The organism is Haloferax sp. DFSO52 (genome assembly GCF_048158745.1).
In the GTDB taxonomy this organism is placed as follows: domain Archaea; phylum Halobacteriota; class Halobacteria; order Halobacteriales; family Haloferacaceae; genus Haloferax.
The window spans coordinates 769,203-784,870 of record NZ_JBLOPB010000001.1; the positions used below are offsets into that span (position 1 = coordinate 769,203).

16 protein-coding genes are annotated in these 15,668 nt (G+C 58.7%); 11 read left to right on the forward strand and 5 right to left on the reverse strand.

What is annotated here, in order from left to right; all coding sequences use genetic code 11:
- Positions 1-137 precede the first annotated feature (137 nt).
- Positions 138-1,232, forward strand: coding sequence for a TrmB family transcriptional regulator (locus tag ACK3SC_RS03955; protein WP_416838819.1), 1,095 nt, complete (start codon positions 138-140; stop codon positions 1,230-1,232).
- Between the two features lie 2 nt (positions 1,233-1,234).
- Here ACK3SC_RS03955 and ACK3SC_RS03960 read toward each other — a convergent pair whose 3' ends face one another.
- Positions 1,235-1,564: a hypothetical protein gene (locus ACK3SC_RS03960; RefSeq protein WP_416838820.1), complete on the reverse strand. Its 330-nt coding sequence runs from the start codon at positions 1,562-1,564 to the stop codon at positions 1,235-1,237.
- Between the two features lie 211 nt (positions 1,565-1,775).
- Here ACK3SC_RS03960 and ACK3SC_RS03965 point away from each other — a divergent pair, with 211 nt between their 5' ends.
- Both ACK3SC_RS03965 and ACK3SC_RS03970 read left to right on the forward strand, forming a co-directional pair.
- Positions 1,776-2,984, forward strand: a complete 1,209-nt coding sequence (locus ACK3SC_RS03965) for a CBS domain-containing protein (protein ID WP_416838821.1) — start codon at positions 1,776-1,778, stop codon at positions 2,982-2,984.
- A 370-nt stretch (positions 2,985-3,354) separates the two neighbouring features.
- Positions 3,355-4,017 carry a hypothetical protein gene (locus ACK3SC_RS03970; RefSeq protein WP_416838822.1) on the forward strand — a complete coding sequence of 221 codons (663 nt, stop codon included), beginning with the start codon at positions 3,355-3,357 and terminating at the stop codon, positions 4,015-4,017.
- Positions 4,018-4,420: 403 nt separating this feature from the next.
- Here ACK3SC_RS03970 and ACK3SC_RS03975 read toward each other — a convergent pair whose 3' ends face one another.
- On the reverse strand, positions 4,421-4,633 hold the full coding sequence (locus tag ACK3SC_RS03975; protein ID WP_416838823.1) for a hypothetical protein: 213 nt from the start codon (positions 4,631-4,633) through the stop codon (positions 4,421-4,423).
- 136 nt (positions 4,634-4,769) lie between these two features.
- Here ACK3SC_RS03975 and ACK3SC_RS03980 point away from each other — a divergent pair, with 136 nt between their 5' ends.
- The 3 genes from ACK3SC_RS03980 to ACK3SC_RS03990 are packed head-to-tail and all read left to right on the forward strand — an operon-like array spanning position 4,770 to position 6,935.
- Complete coding sequence (locus ACK3SC_RS03980; protein ID WP_416838824.1) at positions 4,770-4,955, forward strand: hypothetical protein; 186 nt, start codon at positions 4,770-4,772, stop codon at positions 4,953-4,955.
- Positions 4,956-4,973: 18 nt separating this feature from the next.
- On the forward strand, positions 4,974-5,768 hold the full coding sequence (locus ACK3SC_RS03985) for an HpcH/HpaI aldolase family protein (RefSeq protein ID WP_416838825.1): 795 nt from the start codon (positions 4,974-4,976) through the stop codon (positions 5,766-5,768).
- Between the two features lie 15 nt (positions 5,769-5,783).
- Entirely contained in the window at positions 5,784-6,935 is a 1,152-nt protein-coding gene (locus ACK3SC_RS03990; RefSeq protein WP_416838826.1) for a sodium:calcium antiporter, read from the forward strand.
- 414 nt (positions 6,936-7,349) lie between these two features.
- Here the strand turns inward: ACK3SC_RS03990 and ACK3SC_RS03995 are convergent, their stop codons facing one another.
- On the reverse strand, positions 7,350-7,847 hold the full coding sequence (locus tag ACK3SC_RS03995) for an amphi-Trp domain-containing protein (protein ID WP_416838827.1): 498 nt from the start codon (positions 7,845-7,847) through the stop codon (positions 7,350-7,352).
- 172 nt (positions 7,848-8,019) lie between these two features.
- On the opposite strand from ACK3SC_RS03995, the gene ACK3SC_RS04000 reads away from it, so the two are divergent.
- The 5 genes from ACK3SC_RS04000 (at position 8,020) to ACK3SC_RS04020 (ending at position 14,078) form a co-directional block, all read left to right on the forward strand.
- Entirely contained in the window at positions 8,020-8,238 is a 219-nt protein-coding gene (locus ACK3SC_RS04000) for a DUF1328 domain-containing protein (RefSeq protein WP_416838828.1), read from the forward strand.
- A 173-nt stretch (positions 8,239-8,411) separates the two neighbouring features.
- Positions 8,412-9,773: an NAD-dependent succinate-semialdehyde dehydrogenase gene (locus tag ACK3SC_RS04005; protein ID WP_416838829.1), complete on the forward strand. Its 1,362-nt coding sequence runs from the start codon at positions 8,412-8,414 to the stop codon at positions 9,771-9,773.
- Complete coding sequence (locus ACK3SC_RS04010) at positions 9,773-11,350, forward strand: acetolactate synthase large subunit (RefSeq protein ID WP_416838830.1); 1,578 nt, start codon at positions 9,773-9,775, stop codon at positions 11,348-11,350. Before ACK3SC_RS04005 ends, ACK3SC_RS04010 begins: the two co-directional genes overlap by 1 nt.
- A 1,084-nt stretch (positions 11,351-12,434) precedes the next feature.
- Positions 12,435-12,740 carry a hypothetical protein gene (locus ACK3SC_RS04015; protein WP_416838831.1) on the forward strand — a complete coding sequence of 102 codons (306 nt, stop codon included), beginning with the start codon at positions 12,435-12,437 and terminating at the stop codon, positions 12,738-12,740.
- A gap of 1,002 nt (positions 12,741-13,742) precedes the next feature.
- Entirely contained in the window at positions 13,743-14,078 is a 336-nt protein-coding gene (locus ACK3SC_RS04020) for an ArsR family transcriptional regulator (protein WP_416838832.1), read from the forward strand.
- 20 nt (positions 14,079-14,098) lie between these two features.
- Here ACK3SC_RS04020 and ACK3SC_RS04025 read toward each other — a convergent pair whose 3' ends face one another.
- Positions 14,099-14,410, reverse strand: a complete 312-nt coding sequence (locus tag ACK3SC_RS04025; protein WP_416838833.1) for a HalOD1 output domain-containing protein — start codon at positions 14,408-14,410, stop codon at positions 14,099-14,101.
- A gap of 100 nt (positions 14,411-14,510) precedes the next feature.
- Entirely contained in the window at positions 14,511-15,308 is a 798-nt protein-coding gene (locus ACK3SC_RS04030) for a TrmB family transcriptional regulator (RefSeq protein ID WP_416838834.1), read from the reverse strand.
- Positions 15,309-15,668 lie beyond the last annotated feature (360 nt).

Here is a 15,668-nt window from a genome sequence, read left to right on the forward strand (position 1 = left end):
TCATAATATAAAATTGTTTTGGCCATTTAGTCACTGAGGTAGTGATTCAACTTTGTATTCATTGCAATAGTGAACGAGTTCACTCATCACTCAAGTGAAAACTGATTAAGCCAGTGAGTCAGTACGGTCTCTCAACGATGGAACGGGATACGGTCCGGGAAACGCTACAGGACGCCGGGTTCACGCAGTACGAAGCCGACGTTTACCTCGCGTTGGTGAAGCTAGGTACTGCGACGGCAATCGAAGTTGCAGAGGCGAGCGACGTTCCGAAGTCCAGGGTGTACGACGTGCTTCGTGACCTCGAAAGTGAGGGACTCGTCGAAACCTACAAACAGAAGAGCCTCCACGCGAGAGCGCTCGACCCCAACACAGTCATCGAGAACCTTCGATCACGTGCGTCGTCGTTCGAGGACACGGCGGACGAGATCGAAGAGTTGTGGGATGCACCGGACCTCGGCGAACACGACGTGACGCTCGTAAACCGACTCGAGACAGTCATCGAGCGAGCAGAACACTTCATTCGTGAGGCAGAAGACGAGATTCAAATCGCCGCGACGACAGAACAGTTCGACAGACTCCGCCCGGTTCTCCACGAAGCCAAGAGTCGAGGCGTCGTCATCAAACTTTCACTCTCGCCGGAACAGAACGGTAGCAACCCACTCGAAGAGCGATACGACTTCAGTGAAGTCGCGTCTGAAGTGAGTCTCCGCGAACTCGTCACGCCGTTCGTCGCACTCATCGACCGCTCGAAAGTGTGCTTCGCGCCGCAACCCGGGTCGGGGTACCAGTTCGGCATCGTCGCGAACAACTATCCGCTGGCGTACGTCTTCCACTGGTACTACCAGACGTCGCTGTGGGACCCGTGGGAACTCGTCTACACGGTCCACGGCAGCGAACCGCCAATCGAATACGTGAACATCAGACAGTTCATCGTCGACGCCGCACCGCTGTTCCACGAGGGAGCAGAAATCGGCGTCACGATTCGCGGCCTCGACACCTCGACCGGTGAAGAACGAGTGGTTTCGGGAACTGTGGTCGACCTCGAATACACGGGCTCGACCGTCGACAACAAGTATCCCTCGTTGTCCGAAGTCTCGGGGAAAGTGTCCATCTTCGTCGACGACGGCGACCGGATCCACAGCATCGGTGGCTGGTACGCGCAGGTCGAAGATCTCGAACTCCGACGACTCACTATCGATTCACTGGAAGTTCCAGGGTCGGCGAACGAGTAAGGTCACTCGCGACTCGTCTCGAAGTGAGACTGTTCGCGACTGTCCCCGTTCCGCAACCGTCGCCGGCGCTTGTCGTACGCGCCAGCGAGTGGTGGTTCTCGCGCTCGCCGACCGACCAGATAGGCGTCGGTGTCGCTCTCGTCGCGAGGGTCGGCGCTGCGAATCCAGACGGCGACGCCGCCGCGACTCGTCAGGCCACTCGCCCACATCTCGGCGTCATCGCGCGAGCTGAACACGTGTCGCGCCCCGCGTTTGTTGACGAGTGTTCCCACTGCACCGTTGGTCCGGCGGGCCGAGGGCTTGATGGCGACGACGAACGCGGCGTCTGTCACAGTGAGATATCGTGTCTCCGGGCCCTTGTACGGCGCGGTTGTCCGGCTCCCGGAGTCATCACGCAGCGTTCGGTAAAGAAGGTCGAGATATTCTCATGCAGGTTCAGGTAGTTCAAAATCAGGAGACAGTCACTTAGACAGGCCTGCACCGAGTGGATAGGGAGTGGAACAAGCATAACCGTCCAGCGACCCTCTGACCATAGAGTCACACATGGATATCTCTGACATCCTCTCTCCAAAATTCACGGAGTTCGACATCGGTACACCGCTCTCGAAGGTCGCCGGGGCGTTCGAGAATCAGGAACTCGATGCCGTCATCGTAACAGACGGTGACGAGTATCGCGGGGTCGTTAGCCGCCGACAGCTTGCTTCCTCGTCCAACCAACCCTCGGCAAAGGTCGGCTCACAGGTACAGCACGTCCCGACGGTCGACCGCACCGAAGATGTCCGCGAGGTCGCCCGACTCATGATCGGAAGCGACGCCAAAACGCTCCCCGTACTCCGCGATGACCGTGTCGTCGGTGTGGTGACTGGCGATGCCGTGCTCGAGGCTGTCCGTCCGTTTCTCGACGCAGCGACCGTCGAAGACGCGTATACGGCGGAATTGGTCAGTGCGACCCCTGAAACCACGATCGGGAAAGCGCTCAATCTGCTTCGAGAAGCCGGAATCGCCCATCTCCCGGTCGTCGACGAGGGCGACCTCGTGGGACTGCTGAGCCTGTACGACGTCATCGATTTCACGACGCGAGGCGGCAGCAAGAGTCAAGGTGGTTCGTCGAGCAGTTTCGGTGGCCGTGCCGGTGGTGGGCAGAACCGTGGTGGATTCGGCGCACGCGAGGGTGATGCCGACCGGATGCTCGACCTGCCAGTGCGGAACCTGATGTCCGACGCAGTCGCGACGGTCGAGCGGAGCGCGACGCTTGACGAAGTCGTCGAGACGATGTTCGAGCGGGAAGTCTCGTCGCTCGTCGTCACGGCCGAGGGAACCGGTGACCCGGTCGGTATCATCACGAAGACGGACGTCATCGAGGCGCTCACCTGGGAGCGCGACGACCGGAACGCCGTCCAGGTGTTCGGCCTCGAGCTGCTGGAGGGGATGGACTACGACGATGTCTCCGCGCTGATCGAGAGTGTCACCTCGAAGTACGGTGAGATGACCGTGATCAAGGCCAGTATCGAACTGCAGGAGCACAAGGAGCAAAATCGGGGTGTGCCGCTGGTGCTGGCACGGATTCGACTGGTCACCGACCGCGGCTACTTCACGGCCGACGGAGAAGGCTACGGCGCTACCCACGCTCTCCGACTCGCCGCGAACGCGGTCGAACGTCAACTGCTCAAGGGGAAGACCTACGGCGACTCGAAGAAGCATCCCGACACTGACGAGCAGGCACAGCTCTATGGCTGGTGGCTTGGCGGGTAACCCTATTAGGGTTTACGAAGTTTGAGGAGAAACCCCCGTGGTTTAGCGCTGTCTCTTACCCATACCTTCGTGGATCTCCGGAGTTACGTTTCAGATGCTTTCGACGGTGATCTGGAATCGAAATGACTAGGTTGAGATGCGATTCGAGCGCAGCTACTGGCAATGTGGGTGGTCGAAGAGTCTTTTCTTCGAATGTCAGTTGAGACGGATTTCGGTAGAGCCAATATTGATCCATCGTGCTTGACCAGTTCAGGGACGAACGTGTCAACGCCAACGGTGGAGGAAGCCAAGTCACTCAGTTAATCAAAAACGTCTCGGTCAGTAAATTGTTGTCACTTTAGACATTTGGGGAACGGTTGTCGGGTGTCTGATGAAGCTACGTAACGTACTTGCATCCCCCGATGACGAATCCCCCGATGACGAACTCAGCTTTGCGATCGAAGACCGGCGACGGCCGTCCCCGGACCGGGCGCAGTCCGATACGGAACCCGACGGGCGTGCCACCGTCGGAGACTTCTCGCTCGACACGACGTTCGAGATACTGATGAACAGGCGTCGGCGCGACACGCTGGAGTACCTGCTCGCTCACGGTGGGCGGTCCACGCTGAGCGACCTCGCCGAGCACATCGCCGCCCTGGAGAACGGCATCGACGTGGACCAGCTCTCCTCGAGCCAGCGCAAGCGGGTCTACATCGGGCTCTACCAGTGTCACCTCCCCCGGATGGACCGGGCCGACGTCGTCGACTTCGACAAGAACCGCGGAACGGTCGTCCTCCGCGACGAGGCCGAACAGCTCGTCGAGTTCCTCCACCACGGGCGGGTCCACGGCGACGACTCGGCGACCGACGCGGAACTGGTGCGCGGAACGTCCGTCTCGGCCGCCATCGCCGCCGTGGTGGGCGCCGTCGGTCTGCCGCTGTTCGCCCTGGTCGGCGGCCTCTCCGTGGAGAGTGTCACGGCACTCGTCATCGGGGCCACGCTCGTCGTCGCGGTGGTCGGCGCCCGCGCGACGACCCTCGGCCGAATCCCGTGAGCGAGGAGGTGCGTGGACCGTGACGGAACGCGGTTCTCGTCGGCCGAGAACCAAGTCAACGATATCGGACACTCCCCGCCACTCGTGCCGGACTCTGAAAAGGTCGGCCACGTTGTGCTGTGCCTCTCCTGCTGGCGCCGATTCCCCGATATGCGCGAATACATGGACCATACCTGCGGCCGAGAACACGGCTCGGTTGCGCTCAAATACACGTCTCTCACCTTCGTTTCTCGCTTCCTATCTTGTACCCGGCTGTGTTCCGTGGCAAGTGAGGCAGACGCCTCGGACTCCGAATGTTTGGCACACACGGCGGCTCACAGCCGCTACGGAACGGACGCACGGACAGACGAACCCCACCCCGGATACGGGGGTGGTCGGCGTGACACTCCGCGAGGGAGCCTTCCTAGTGGCGGCACTCGGCATGGTCGCGCTCCTGCTCGTCGGGACGGTGTCGGCCGCAGCGCCCGGCCTCGACTTCTCCGACGACCGGGCCCCGAACCCCACGGTCGTCGAGAGCGAACTCGTCGTCGCCGAGCACGACCGCGCCGAGATGGACAGCCCACTCGACTACTACGACGACGACGACGACGACGGGTTGTACCGATCGCGATTCCATGACAGATTCTCTGTGGACGTAAGGCCGATCCACTCAGCGGTCGTCCGACTATCACCTGTCTCTCGATTAATCACAATTAAGTGTGCTATGAAAATGTGGCCTGTATTAGTCGAGTGTCCCGAATGCTCTACTTACGATGAGCAACGAAAAGAAAGACCGATTCAAGCGCGCCGATAAGGCGATTGACCAGGTGCGCAAGGAGTTGGACGAGGTTATTGACGAGTCGAAAGAGGCGGGTGGTGAGGCCCGCGAGGAGGTTCGAGAGGCGATCGACGACGTCCAGGCCCGAATCGACAAGCTCCGAAAACGTACCGAAGAGTAATACCTCGTCCACTAGTTTATGAAGGCTTCACAGCCCGCCAACAACCTCGCCGCAACCCTGAAGGACGGAGGTGTCGCTCTCGGCGTCCTCGACAATACGTACAGCCCGACGCTCGTGGAGTTCTACGGTGAACTCGGCGTCGATTTCGTCTGGGTGGATCTCGAACACGGTGGACCGGACCCGTGGGATGCACGTCAGTTGGAAGACCTGCTCCGCGCAGCCGAACGGACGGACGTGGAAGTACTTCTCCGACTTCCCGATACAGATCCAACGCTCGTCCGAAAAGCGCTGGACCTCGGTGTGAGAAACGTGTTCCTCCCCCGCGTGGAAACCGCCGACGAAGTCCGCGATGCGGTTCGATCCGCACGGTTCCGTTACGACGATGGTCCCGGTGATCGAGGACTGGCCTCGCCACGGGCGTCTCGCTGGGGTCTCGCTGACGATTACATTGCGACCGAAGACAGAGAAACCCTCGTCGGTGTGACCATCGAGACCGAGGCGTCCATCGAGAACCTGGACGACATCCTGGCCGTCCCGGACCTGGGATTCGTCTTCATCGGCCCGTTCGACCTCTCGGTGTCGCTCGGTCACCCCGGTGAGATAGATCATCCGATGGTGCAGGAAGCCGTCGAGACGGTTCGATCGAAGGCTGTCGATGCGGGTGTCCCTATCGCAGGTCTCGGATTCGGGATGGATGATGTCAACGAAAAAGCGACGAAGGGCTACCAGATGCTGAACCTCGGGAGTACGACCGGGGCGCTCGAGCAGACCGTCACTGGCTGGTTCGATGCCTACGAACAGAACGACGACTGAATTGAACACACCTCTATGTTTCAATCGTTCGAAATATTTTCGATTCCGCTGCTGAACCTCGGGCTACTCCTCGGCGCGTTTGTATTACTCCTCGGTGGCGCGGAGATCTTCACGAATTCAGTCGAGTGGTTCGGATATCACCTCGGCGTGAGCGAGAGCGCGACCGGAAGCATCCTGGCCGCAGTCGGGACGGCGTTACCCGAGACGATGATCCCCATGATTGCCATCGTTTCGGTCCTCCTCGGTCGAGGGGACCAGGCCGCCGCCGATGCGATCGGTGTGGGGGCCATCCTCGGTGCGCCGTTTATGCTTGCGACTATTGCGATGACTCTGATCGGCGCGAGCGTGCTCTATTTCGGCAGTCGTCGAGACGCCGGCCCAATTTTCGAAGCCGACGTGCCGGCCCTCCGACGTGACCTCTCGTTTTTCCTCGTCGGATACACGTTCGCGGTGGTGGCCGCGTTCGTTCCATCCCGCGGGCTCCGTATCGGTATTGCCCTCGGGCTCGTCGCCCTGTATGCCGTGTACGTCAAGCAAACACTCGCAGCCGGCCAGCTTATCGTCGGGGAAGAACTCGATCGGCTGCACCTCAGGGGATTGCTAACCGAGGGCCAGCGACCGTTCCCGGCGTTCGGATCGGCCATCGTCCCCATCGACGAACCACCCCTGTGGATGGTGGTCACGCAGACCGTGTGTGCGCTGCTCGTGATCATCGCTGGTGCCCATCTGTTCGTGACCGAGGTTGAGTTCTTCTCGACGGAGGTGCTGGACGTTCCCGCTGCGCTGATTGCCCTCCTGTTAGCACCGCTGGCCACTGAACTCCCCGAGAAATTCAATTCCGTCATCTGGATCGGTGAGAGTAAAGATACCCTCGCAATTGGGAATATCACGGGCGCGATGGTGTTCCAGGGAACGCTCCCTGCCACGCTCGGTATCCTGTTTACTTCGTGGGACCTCGGTGTCTCGTGGGGGACGATTGGATTCCTGAACACGCTTTCAGCGGTTCTCGCGCTTATTGGTGGTGCGATGGTCTTGCTCCGGACCCAGTTCACATCCACGAATCGAATGCGTCCAGCCCCGTTCCTCGTTGCCGGGCTTCTCTACGTGGTGTTCATTACCGTTGTCATCTACCATGTCGTCATCCTCGGCGTCGCCGCCGGTCACTGAACAATCTGATAAGAGATGTCATCGCGCACAAACGGCGAGATATCTCTTACCGGGACGATATACGATGAGAACCATTGAACGAAGTCACGGTCTCCCGACCGACACTGACGTCCGAAGCGACAGATAGCGATGGCAAATCACACCGTCCCTGAGGGGTAGTGTCGTCAGTCTATGCGACGCGATCGACGGCAATGTCGCACGTAGAGCACGTGCGTTTGTCGGTGGCAACATAGACTCGATCACACGATCGGCACTCATACAGATGCGGTGGTGAGACGGTGTCAGAACCGCCCGTGGTGGTTTCGTCCTCCGTCCCGCCATCCTCGCTGACCAACGTTCGACCAAGTGGCCAGGCGTCAGCGACCCCGTCGGTGGACCTCGTATTCAGTCGATCAAGTATGATCTTAACTATCTCTAACATGTCTCTTCACTTATTGCTGCGTCTGCCGAATTCGCTATCACACTCCGGAGGCCCTTCAGGGCATTGTGTTTGCGGGTGTACCCCTCGCCACTGCTCGCAATGATGTTCCCGTTTTGATGACGGAGTCGCCAGCGCCATTCCGCATCTCGAGCCCGGTAGACTTCGAATCGAGCCAGTGATTGTGCTCCATCAGTGGCTCCCAAAAGCTCGACCTCCTCGTCCTCACCCTCGGGAGTAACGTCGAGGGACGAAACAGGAGACGCTTCACTCGATACGGTCCACTCCAACTCCAGTTCCAGACTTATCTCGTCGTCTTCGGTTTCGAGTTCGATTTCCAGCGTGAGTTCGTCTGGCGTATCGACAGTCACGGCATCCGGGCTATCGCCTAACCGAACGGCTCCTGTGCGAATTCCCTCCGCCACACCGCTTAGTATGGATGCAATCTCCCCCCGACCGGCTGACAGTTCCGCTTCGTAGTCGTCTCGGGACACGGTACAATCCAATACGGCTGGCGACAGAATAGTAGCCCCGAATTTCCCAACGAGAATGTATTCTGATTAACTGAGTGAATCACGCCCACCCTATGGAGTTACTCGATTACTCAAAAACAAGATGAGGGTGAATACGTTGCGGGTTGAAATGGTCAGAAGACGTAGGTGCGCTATGGTAGCATCACGCGGAGTTCTGGATAGTGCCGTCTCATTGCAAGCGGTGCCGTTGCAGTTCGGGGGTAATTTCCTCGAGCTTGCAGTCCTCTTTTTGATTCTCGCGATCGTCGCAGCGGTGCTCGGTGCCCGGGGTGTCGCTGGACTCAGTATGGATATCGCAAAGTGGCTCGTCATCATCTTCGTCGTCCTCGCTATCGTCACGTTCGTTCTGTAGCCTCACCCCGACTGCTCTCGGTGGTACACGCAACCCTCAACCCGGCTACTTGGAAACGGCGAAACAGATGGCGGTCGCGTTCACGACCGAGTCCGTCGCCAGCGTGCAATCTCCGCCGCGCCGCCGACGGGACCCCTGTGAGTTAACCTCTTGCACACCGAATTCGTATGGGCATGGACGTAGTCGACCCGTCGACTGGCGAGCGAGTCGAATCGTACGCGGACCACACCCAGTCGGAGATCGAAGCAGCGCTCGACCGGGCGAATGCAGCGTTCGAAGACTGGCGCCTCCGGCCGATTCGGGAACGCGAAGAGCTGCTTGCAGCTGCCGGCGAGGTCCTACGCGAGAACAAACGCAAGTACGCCGAAACGATGACTCGCGAGATGGGAAAACCGGTCTCGCAAGCTATCGCAGAGGTCGAAAAGTGCGCGTGGGGCTGTGATCACTACGCAGAACATGCGAGCGCGTACCTGGAACCCGAGGGACACCCCAGTCCACCGGGAGCGGCGGTCGAGACCGTCTACGAACCACTGGGACCGGTCCTTGCAGTAATGCCGTGGAACTTCCCGTTCTGGCAGGTGTTCAGGTTCGCCGCCCCCTCGCTGACGGCGGGCAACGTCGGGTTGCTGAAACACGCCTCCAACGTCCCCGGCTGTTCGATGGCAATCGAGGAGGTCTTTCGCGAGGCTGGATACCCCGAAGGCGTCTTTCAGTCACTGTTGATTCCGTCGGGTTCCGTCGACGGAATCCTCGCGGACGACCGCGTTCGGGCCGCGACACTGACCGGAAGTGGACCGGCTGGGAGGGCCGTCGCGTCGACAGCGGGCGAGCACCTCAAGAAGACAGTGCTGGAACTCGGCGGAAGCGATCCGTTCATCGTTCTCGACGACGCCGATGTTTCGGCCGCCGCGGAGACCGGCGCGTGGGCGCGAAACCAGAACGGTGGGCAGTCTTGTATCGCAGCCAAGCGATTCATCGTTCACACAGACGTGTACCAGGCGTTCCTCGACAAGTTCACCGAAGCGGTCTCGTCACTCACGGTTGGCGATCCGATGGACGAGGAGACCGACGTCGGTCCACAGGCCCGTCAAGACCTCCTGGAGTCCCTCCACGAACAGGTAGAGGCGAGCGTCGAGGCGGGCGCACGGGTCGTCACAGGTGGTGAACCCCTCGACCGGCAGGGCGCGTACTACCCCCCGACAATCCTGGCCGATGTCCCTGAGGGCTGTCCGGTCGACAGCGAGGAGACGTTCGGGCCCGTCGCCGCCGTCTATGAAGTCTCAGACGAGGACGCGGCGATCGAGAAAGCCAACGATACCGAGTTCGGTCTGGGTGCGAGCATCTGGACCGAAGACCGTGAGCGCGGCGAGCGCCTCGCTCGACAGATCGACGCCGGTAACGTGTACGTGAATCAGCTGGTGAAGTCCGATCCGCGGGTCCCGTTCGGCGGGGTCAAGGAGTCTGGCTACGGCCGAGAACTCTCGAATGCGGGCATCATGGAGTTCGTCAATCGCAAGACCGTCTGGGTGGAATAATGAAGGCGTCCGACCTCCTCGTCAGATGCCTCGAAACAGAGGGTGTCGAGTACGTGTTCGGGCTCCCCGGAGAGGAACTCGAAGCCCTGCTGTTCTCTCTTCGAGATTCAGACATCCAGTTCATCCCAGTGCGACACGAACAGGGTGCGGCGTTCATGGCCGACGTCCACGGTCGGTTGACAGGCGAAGCCGGTGTCTGCCTCTCCACGTTGGGGCCGGGTGCCACGAATCTTCTCACGGGCGTCGCGGACGCCCATCTGGACAAGTCCCCACTCGTCGCGATTACGGGACAAGGGGGGCTCGAGCGCCTCCATCAGGAGAGCCACCAGGCCCTCGACATCGTCCACATGTTCGAGCCGGTCGTGAAGTGGAACACACAGATCACCGATGCCGAGATCATCCCGGAGTCAGTACGCAAGGCGTTCAAGCTCGCCGAGTACGAGAAACCCGGTGCGACCCACCTCGAGTTCCCCGAGGACGTTGCAGCACAAGAACTCGACGCAGAGCCTCTTCCAACTCGGCCACGTGTGCGACGGGCTGCCCCCGACGAACAGTCACTCGATCACGCCGTCGAACTCCTCGAGAACGCAGACACCCCGCTGGTGTTAGCCGGTAACGGTGCCGTTCGAACGTCAACATCGAACCGGTTGCGCGAACTTGTCGACCACGCTGGGATGCCCGTCGTCGCGACGTACATGGGAAAGGGAGCGGTCTCGGATCGTCTCGAGAATTCACTGATGACACTCGGTTCTGGACCGCAGTCCGAGGCCTCAACGGCGATTTCCCAGGCCGACTGTGTACTCGCAGTCGGCTACGACATCGCTGAGCATGACCCTCGCTCGTGGAACGCCGACCTCGATAAGGCCATCATCCACGTCGATCACGAACCTGCTGAAGTATACCGACACTACAATCCTGACGTGGAAATTGTCGCGGACATCTCGACGGTCCTCCGAGAGCTACGGATGCATCTTGAATCAGCGCCTGGGCCGGAGTGGTGTCAGGACCTGCGCGAGCGAATCGTCGCGGACGTGCACCGAAAACCCGAGTCAGACGACCCGTTCTCGGTGAAACGGACGTTACCGTTCCTCCGAGAGGTGATGGCTGACGAAGACATTCTCATCTCTGACGTTGGGAGTCACAAGATGGCAATCGCACAGAACTTTCCCACCTACGAACCCAACACGTGCATCATCTCGAACGGGTTGGCAAGTATGGGAATTGCCGTCCCCGGCGGAATTGCTGCCGATCTCGCGACCGATGCGAACGTCGTCGTCGCGACCGGCGACGGTGGGTTTCTGATGAATGCAGCCGAGATCGAGACGGCCACCCGGCTCGACCTCGGGTATACGATTGTCGTGTTCAACGACGACAACTACGGCCTCATCTCGGAGAACCAAGTCGCACACACTGGTGAACACTTCGGAACCGAACTGACGAACCCCAACTTCGAGCGATTCGCCGAGAGCTTCGGGATCGAAAGCTACCGGCCAGAGACGTGGTCCGAGGTTGAGACCGTCCTCGAACGTGTCGTTCCTGCAAACGAGATGTCCCTGGTCGAAATCACGATTGGGTAACACGGAGATATATTCTGCTCCCTCCCTCTCGACGGCTATGACGAGAGAGCGGGAGAGATTCGGCAACCGGACGAGGATGCCCGAGGCGAACTACGCGCAGAATACACCGACGAGCAGTGGTGTACGACAGTCAGACTGGCTGTTTCCTTGGAATGACTGTTCGAAGCCGCTCTTTCTCACGTTCGTGCTCCGCCGTGAACCCTCGTACATCCCCGTCGGAATCTCACCATCTCCGTTCCCTCGAAGACAGCAAGTGTCCGATGGGTTACGCGTCTCCCTCAGACTGATACGGTTCCCCGACCGCTTTCCGTGGAAGTACGTTGTGGAGTGCGGACTCAATATCAGCAGCCGATTCGAACGACTCAAGTGACGTCTCAGAAACCAATTTGCCCAGGTTTGTATCACCGTCGGCCAATATCAACCTGACATCAGAGAGTTCCTCCGATGCTGTAGACCGTCCGATGGGATACTCGATTTCATCGAGCACGGTCGAAATATCAGTGAACTTAATTTCGCGAGCCATACTCGCAGCTACGTCCGGAAAGGAGATAAGTGCCGTACTGGTGTGACGAACATTCTCCGGTGATTGAGATTCTCGGCAGTGCTTCTGGTCAGTGAAATCTCCGTTATCGACCGATTCTATCGAGCTTCCGGTTATGTTCGATAGAGAACGGTGTTCCACGGAAATTTCACAGGCCATGCACACAGGAAGCGTGGAAGGCCACACGTAGTTTCCCACAAACGGACGAGTGGGGCCGGGACAATTTTCTGCAGAGACGAGTTTTTGAGTACTCGGCTGACATCGGCCATCAGGGGAGGCGGTTCGTCTACATTCACTCGTCTAATAAAAAGTGACTATCGACGCAGTCTCGAGTGTCACTCACATAATCAAAATCTTCTCACGTGTGAAATTCGCTGCAATTGATGCACCTCTGTAGAGAGGGACGTCGTATGACGAACGACAGTCTCGACGCGTGTCTCCGCCAACGCCGTGGCTCGTACAGTCTCTCAGTTAATCAAAAAACGTCTCGGCTGTAAATTCGTGTCAGGTTAGGTGGCTGGAGAACGATTCTGCAGACATCTGATGAAGATACGTACCGTACTCGAATCCCTCGAAGACGAATTCAGCTTTCCGATCGATCACGGCTCGGTCATCGAGCAGATTGGTGACACCGAACTCGAGGCACCGGACGCACAGGAAACCGAGACGATTTCGACGATACTCGGTCACGTCGGCCAGGAGACGTACGCCTCGGCCGACGAGTTGTACACGACCATCATCGGTAACGTGAGCGACGAGTATATTGGCCGCAAATACTACGATGACCGTGGTGCGAACCCCTCCGCAGCGGCGGTCGGGCCTACGGACGAAGCCGACCTTTCGTTCTGACACGACTGTCGGTGCTCCTGACACGCGTCGTCACCGGTGGCACGCCGACCGACCACGAACCGTGGTGTGACGGTTGATGGTGACGCCACCGGTACTCCCGAGTGGTGACCATTTGTGAGACGGTTGAACGGCATATCGAACGGACAGCACACGGCTGAGTGTCGGCTTCACCTTCGGGCTCAAACCCTGAGGCACTCGCCTTGACTATCGGGTGTTCCGAACGCGCGCACCGCTAATCGTGCGGGACAGTACTGTCTACCAACCATCCACCACAATGGGGACAGGTGTTTGTGTCGTCGGGGTCTTCGATGCCGTCTCCACAGTCACGGCAGACGTAGAGTGTTGGTGTCGAACCGGTGGTATGTCTTGTTGTCATTTTTTAGTGAGTGGGACCGTACTGCACGTCAGAGATCCATCGGAAGCAAGCGCTCGTCGGCGTCACGAAGTATCTCGTGACGCATGTCCATCGACGAGTGCGGTGACTGATAGACAGCCACGGCAGCCGTAGAGATTGTCCTCGTTGTCCCCGAAGACGCGGGCAAATTGTGGCGTTACGAACGTACCGCAGTCGTTGCATTCTGGCATCGTTCAGTGGCTTAGGAGGGCCTAGCAGGGACGTCTCTGTGGTCGATCGTTATCGGTGCCATCTACGTTCTTTGCGGTCCTGATGTCGTTCGTTCGGCTGTGGGACAACTTCGGGTTCGTATCATCTGTAATCTATCCGCTGGTGAGCGGACACCGGGACTAACGCACTTCGACTGCATCAAGTGACGATATTTTACCAATCAGATGGTTTTTGAGTAACCGGGTGACGTGGGCTTGAGGGACTACAACAACCAAGTGACTATTACAACCAAGTGACTATTACAACCAAGTGACTATTACAACCAAGTGACTATCGACGCAGAAATATACAGACATCGGTCGTCACTCACATAATCAAAACCCGCTCACGTGTGAAAATAGTCATAATTGATGCACTTCTGTAGAGAGGGACGTAGTATGACGAACGACAGTCTCGACGCGTGTCTCCACCTTGTCGCCGACCAGCACCGACGACGAATCATCCACCACTTGCGCCACGAGGCTGACGAGACCACGACGATTGACGAGATCGTTGACCAGTTCCACAGTAGTGGTTCTGACTCCAAGAACGACCCACTGCAGGACCGGAAAAATCTCTTCATTCAACTACACCACGTCCACCTGCCGAAGTTAGCAGAGTACGGCGTCGTCGAGTTCGAACACAGAAGCGGAGCCGTCCGGTACCACCCCAACGAACAGGTCGAGACAGTGCTCGACTCGCTCTCTGGGGCAGTGTCGCTGCCGAATCCCTGATGTTACTCCGATTCGTGTCGCTAGTCGGCCGGTTGGACGACGACGATCCCATTGCTCTGAACAGTTACACCATGGCCAGCGAACTCGAACGAGATGGTAGTGAACCTGTCAGTCGAGTGACTCCCACTGGAATCAAAGAGCACATCGAGGGCGTCTGGGTCGACCGTATTGTATAGTGATTCGAGTGCTGCGGGCTCACGATTTGCCGCGATTGCGACGGTCTCGATAACTGCTGTACTCGGGGCCTGCGTCGACCAGTCGTACTCGGCTCGAATGACACCGTCCGCATCGGTACCGGGGCTGTGATCGTCTCTACTATCGAAGCCAGTCATGAGTGATACCGCCAGTACGTCGGTGCAGGCGTCTGGCCATGCAGATTACGGTAGTACAGATTCATGCCGTGGATGGTCGAGTTGTTGTTAGTGAATGCAGTCAATTTGGATTCTCCGCGTCGAGTCGCCAGGTGAAGATAGCCTTCAGAACCACGACCAGACTGTTCGTGTCACCCTCGCCCCAGATGGCGGTCTCCGACCGCGGGTCAGACGGACTCGCGTCCTCACCGTTGACGAGCGCGCTCACGAGAGTTTTTCGCCCGTCGACCATCATGAGTCGTCCCGCCGACGTGTCCGACCAGACCCACAGCGATTCGAACATCGTCGCGCCGGGAATCTCCTCTTGAATGTATTCTTGGACCTCCGCCGACACCCCGGCGAGATGAATCGAAACACCCCGCTTTGCGGCCTCGCCCAACCCGCCGATTAACTCGTCCGTGAGGAGGTCCTCGACGGTCATGTAGACGATTTCCTCTTCCGCGCTCGCGATGAACTCCAGAACTCGCTCCGTGACCGCCATCTGCCCGTCTACCGTCCAGACGCCCCGTTGTTCGGCCCGTCGTTCGGTGGGTTTGAGTTCACTGAGCGCCGTCTGGAGGAGTTCCGCGCGGTGTTCTAGCTCGTGGACGAACGTCCGACTCGCAGTTTCGGCGGAGATTGCCCAGAACTGCTTGGGCGACGATTGGAGGATATCGACGAGTCCCCAGTCGTGTAACTCGTCGATCGCGTCGTATACTCGAGTGCGTGGTACCTCAGACACTTGGCTGACGTCTCTGGCTGTCCCCGTGCCGAGGCTGGCAAGCGCGACAAATGTCCGCGCGGCGTAAGCACTCAACCCGAACCGTTCGAGTTGCTGAATCGCGACGGACTGTGGGTCCTCGTCTGGATTGTTACTCATCGGTCAGGCGGATGTGGGTCATTGTGAGCCCAGCCACGGAGTGTGGCCGGGCCGGCACGCAGAAGTACGGTGGTTGGGACACAGAACTGGACCGCGTACAGGTACAATGGTTGGCCTTCACTCGGTATATCTCTTTTGTGATTAAACGGGTGACACTCTATCCTCTCGTGTATTCATGCTTCGATGCTGAGAAACCCAGATCCGCCTCTTGTCACTAATATACTCACAAAACGGTTTGCTGAATCCGCATATGAAGCGGTTCCAGACGCTTACACCTCCCATCTCACGACTCATCCACATTCTCTGTCCAGAACTGAGTGACAATACTAATCCGTGTCGGGAGCAAACTAATTAGAGAAT

Coding starts and splice junctions, on each gene's coding strand:
- ACK3SC_RS03955 (WP_416838819.1), top strand. CDS start 138: ATGGAACGGGATACGGTCCGGGAAACGCTACAGGACGCCGGGTTCACG.
- ACK3SC_RS03970 (WP_416838822.1), top strand. CDS start 3,355: ATGAAGCTACGTAACGTACTTGCATCCCCCGATGACGAATCCCCCGAT.
- ACK3SC_RS03965 (WP_416838821.1), top strand. CDS start 1,776: ATGGATATCTCTGACATCCTCTCTCCAAAATTCACGGAGTTCGACATC.
- ACK3SC_RS04030 (WP_416838834.1), bottom strand. CDS start 15,308: ATGAGTAACAATCCAGACGAGGACCCACAGTCCGTCGCGATTCAGCAA.
- ACK3SC_RS04010 (WP_416838830.1), top strand. CDS start 9,773: ATGAAGGCGTCCGACCTCCTCGTCAGATGCCTCGAAACAGAGGGTGTC.
- ACK3SC_RS04015 (WP_416838831.1), top strand. CDS start 12,435: ATGAAGATACGTACCGTACTCGAATCCCTCGAAGACGAATTCAGCTTT.
- ACK3SC_RS04005 (WP_416838829.1), top strand. CDS start 8,412: ATGGACGTAGTCGACCCGTCGACTGGCGAGCGAGTCGAATCGTACGCG.
- ACK3SC_RS04025 (WP_416838833.1), bottom strand. CDS start 14,410: ATGACTGGCTTCGATAGTAGAGACGATCACAGCCCCGGTACCGATGCG.
- ACK3SC_RS03990 (WP_416838826.1), top strand. CDS start 5,784: ATGTTTCAATCGTTCGAAATATTTTCGATTCCGCTGCTGAACCTCGGG.
- ACK3SC_RS03985 (WP_416838825.1), top strand. CDS start 4,974: ATGAAGGCTTCACAGCCCGCCAACAACCTCGCCGCAACCCTGAAGGAC.
- ACK3SC_RS03980 (WP_416838824.1), top strand. CDS start 4,770: ATGAGCAACGAAAAGAAAGACCGATTCAAGCGCGCCGATAAGGCGATT.
- ACK3SC_RS04000 (WP_416838828.1), top strand. CDS start 8,020: ATGGTAGCATCACGCGGAGTTCTGGATAGTGCCGTCTCATTGCAAGCG.
- ACK3SC_RS04020 (WP_416838832.1), top strand. CDS start 13,743: ATGACGAACGACAGTCTCGACGCGTGTCTCCACCTTGTCGCCGACCAG.
- ACK3SC_RS03975 (WP_416838823.1), bottom strand. CDS start 4,633: ATGGAATCGCGATCGGTACAACCCGTCGTCGTCGTCGTCGTCGTAGTA.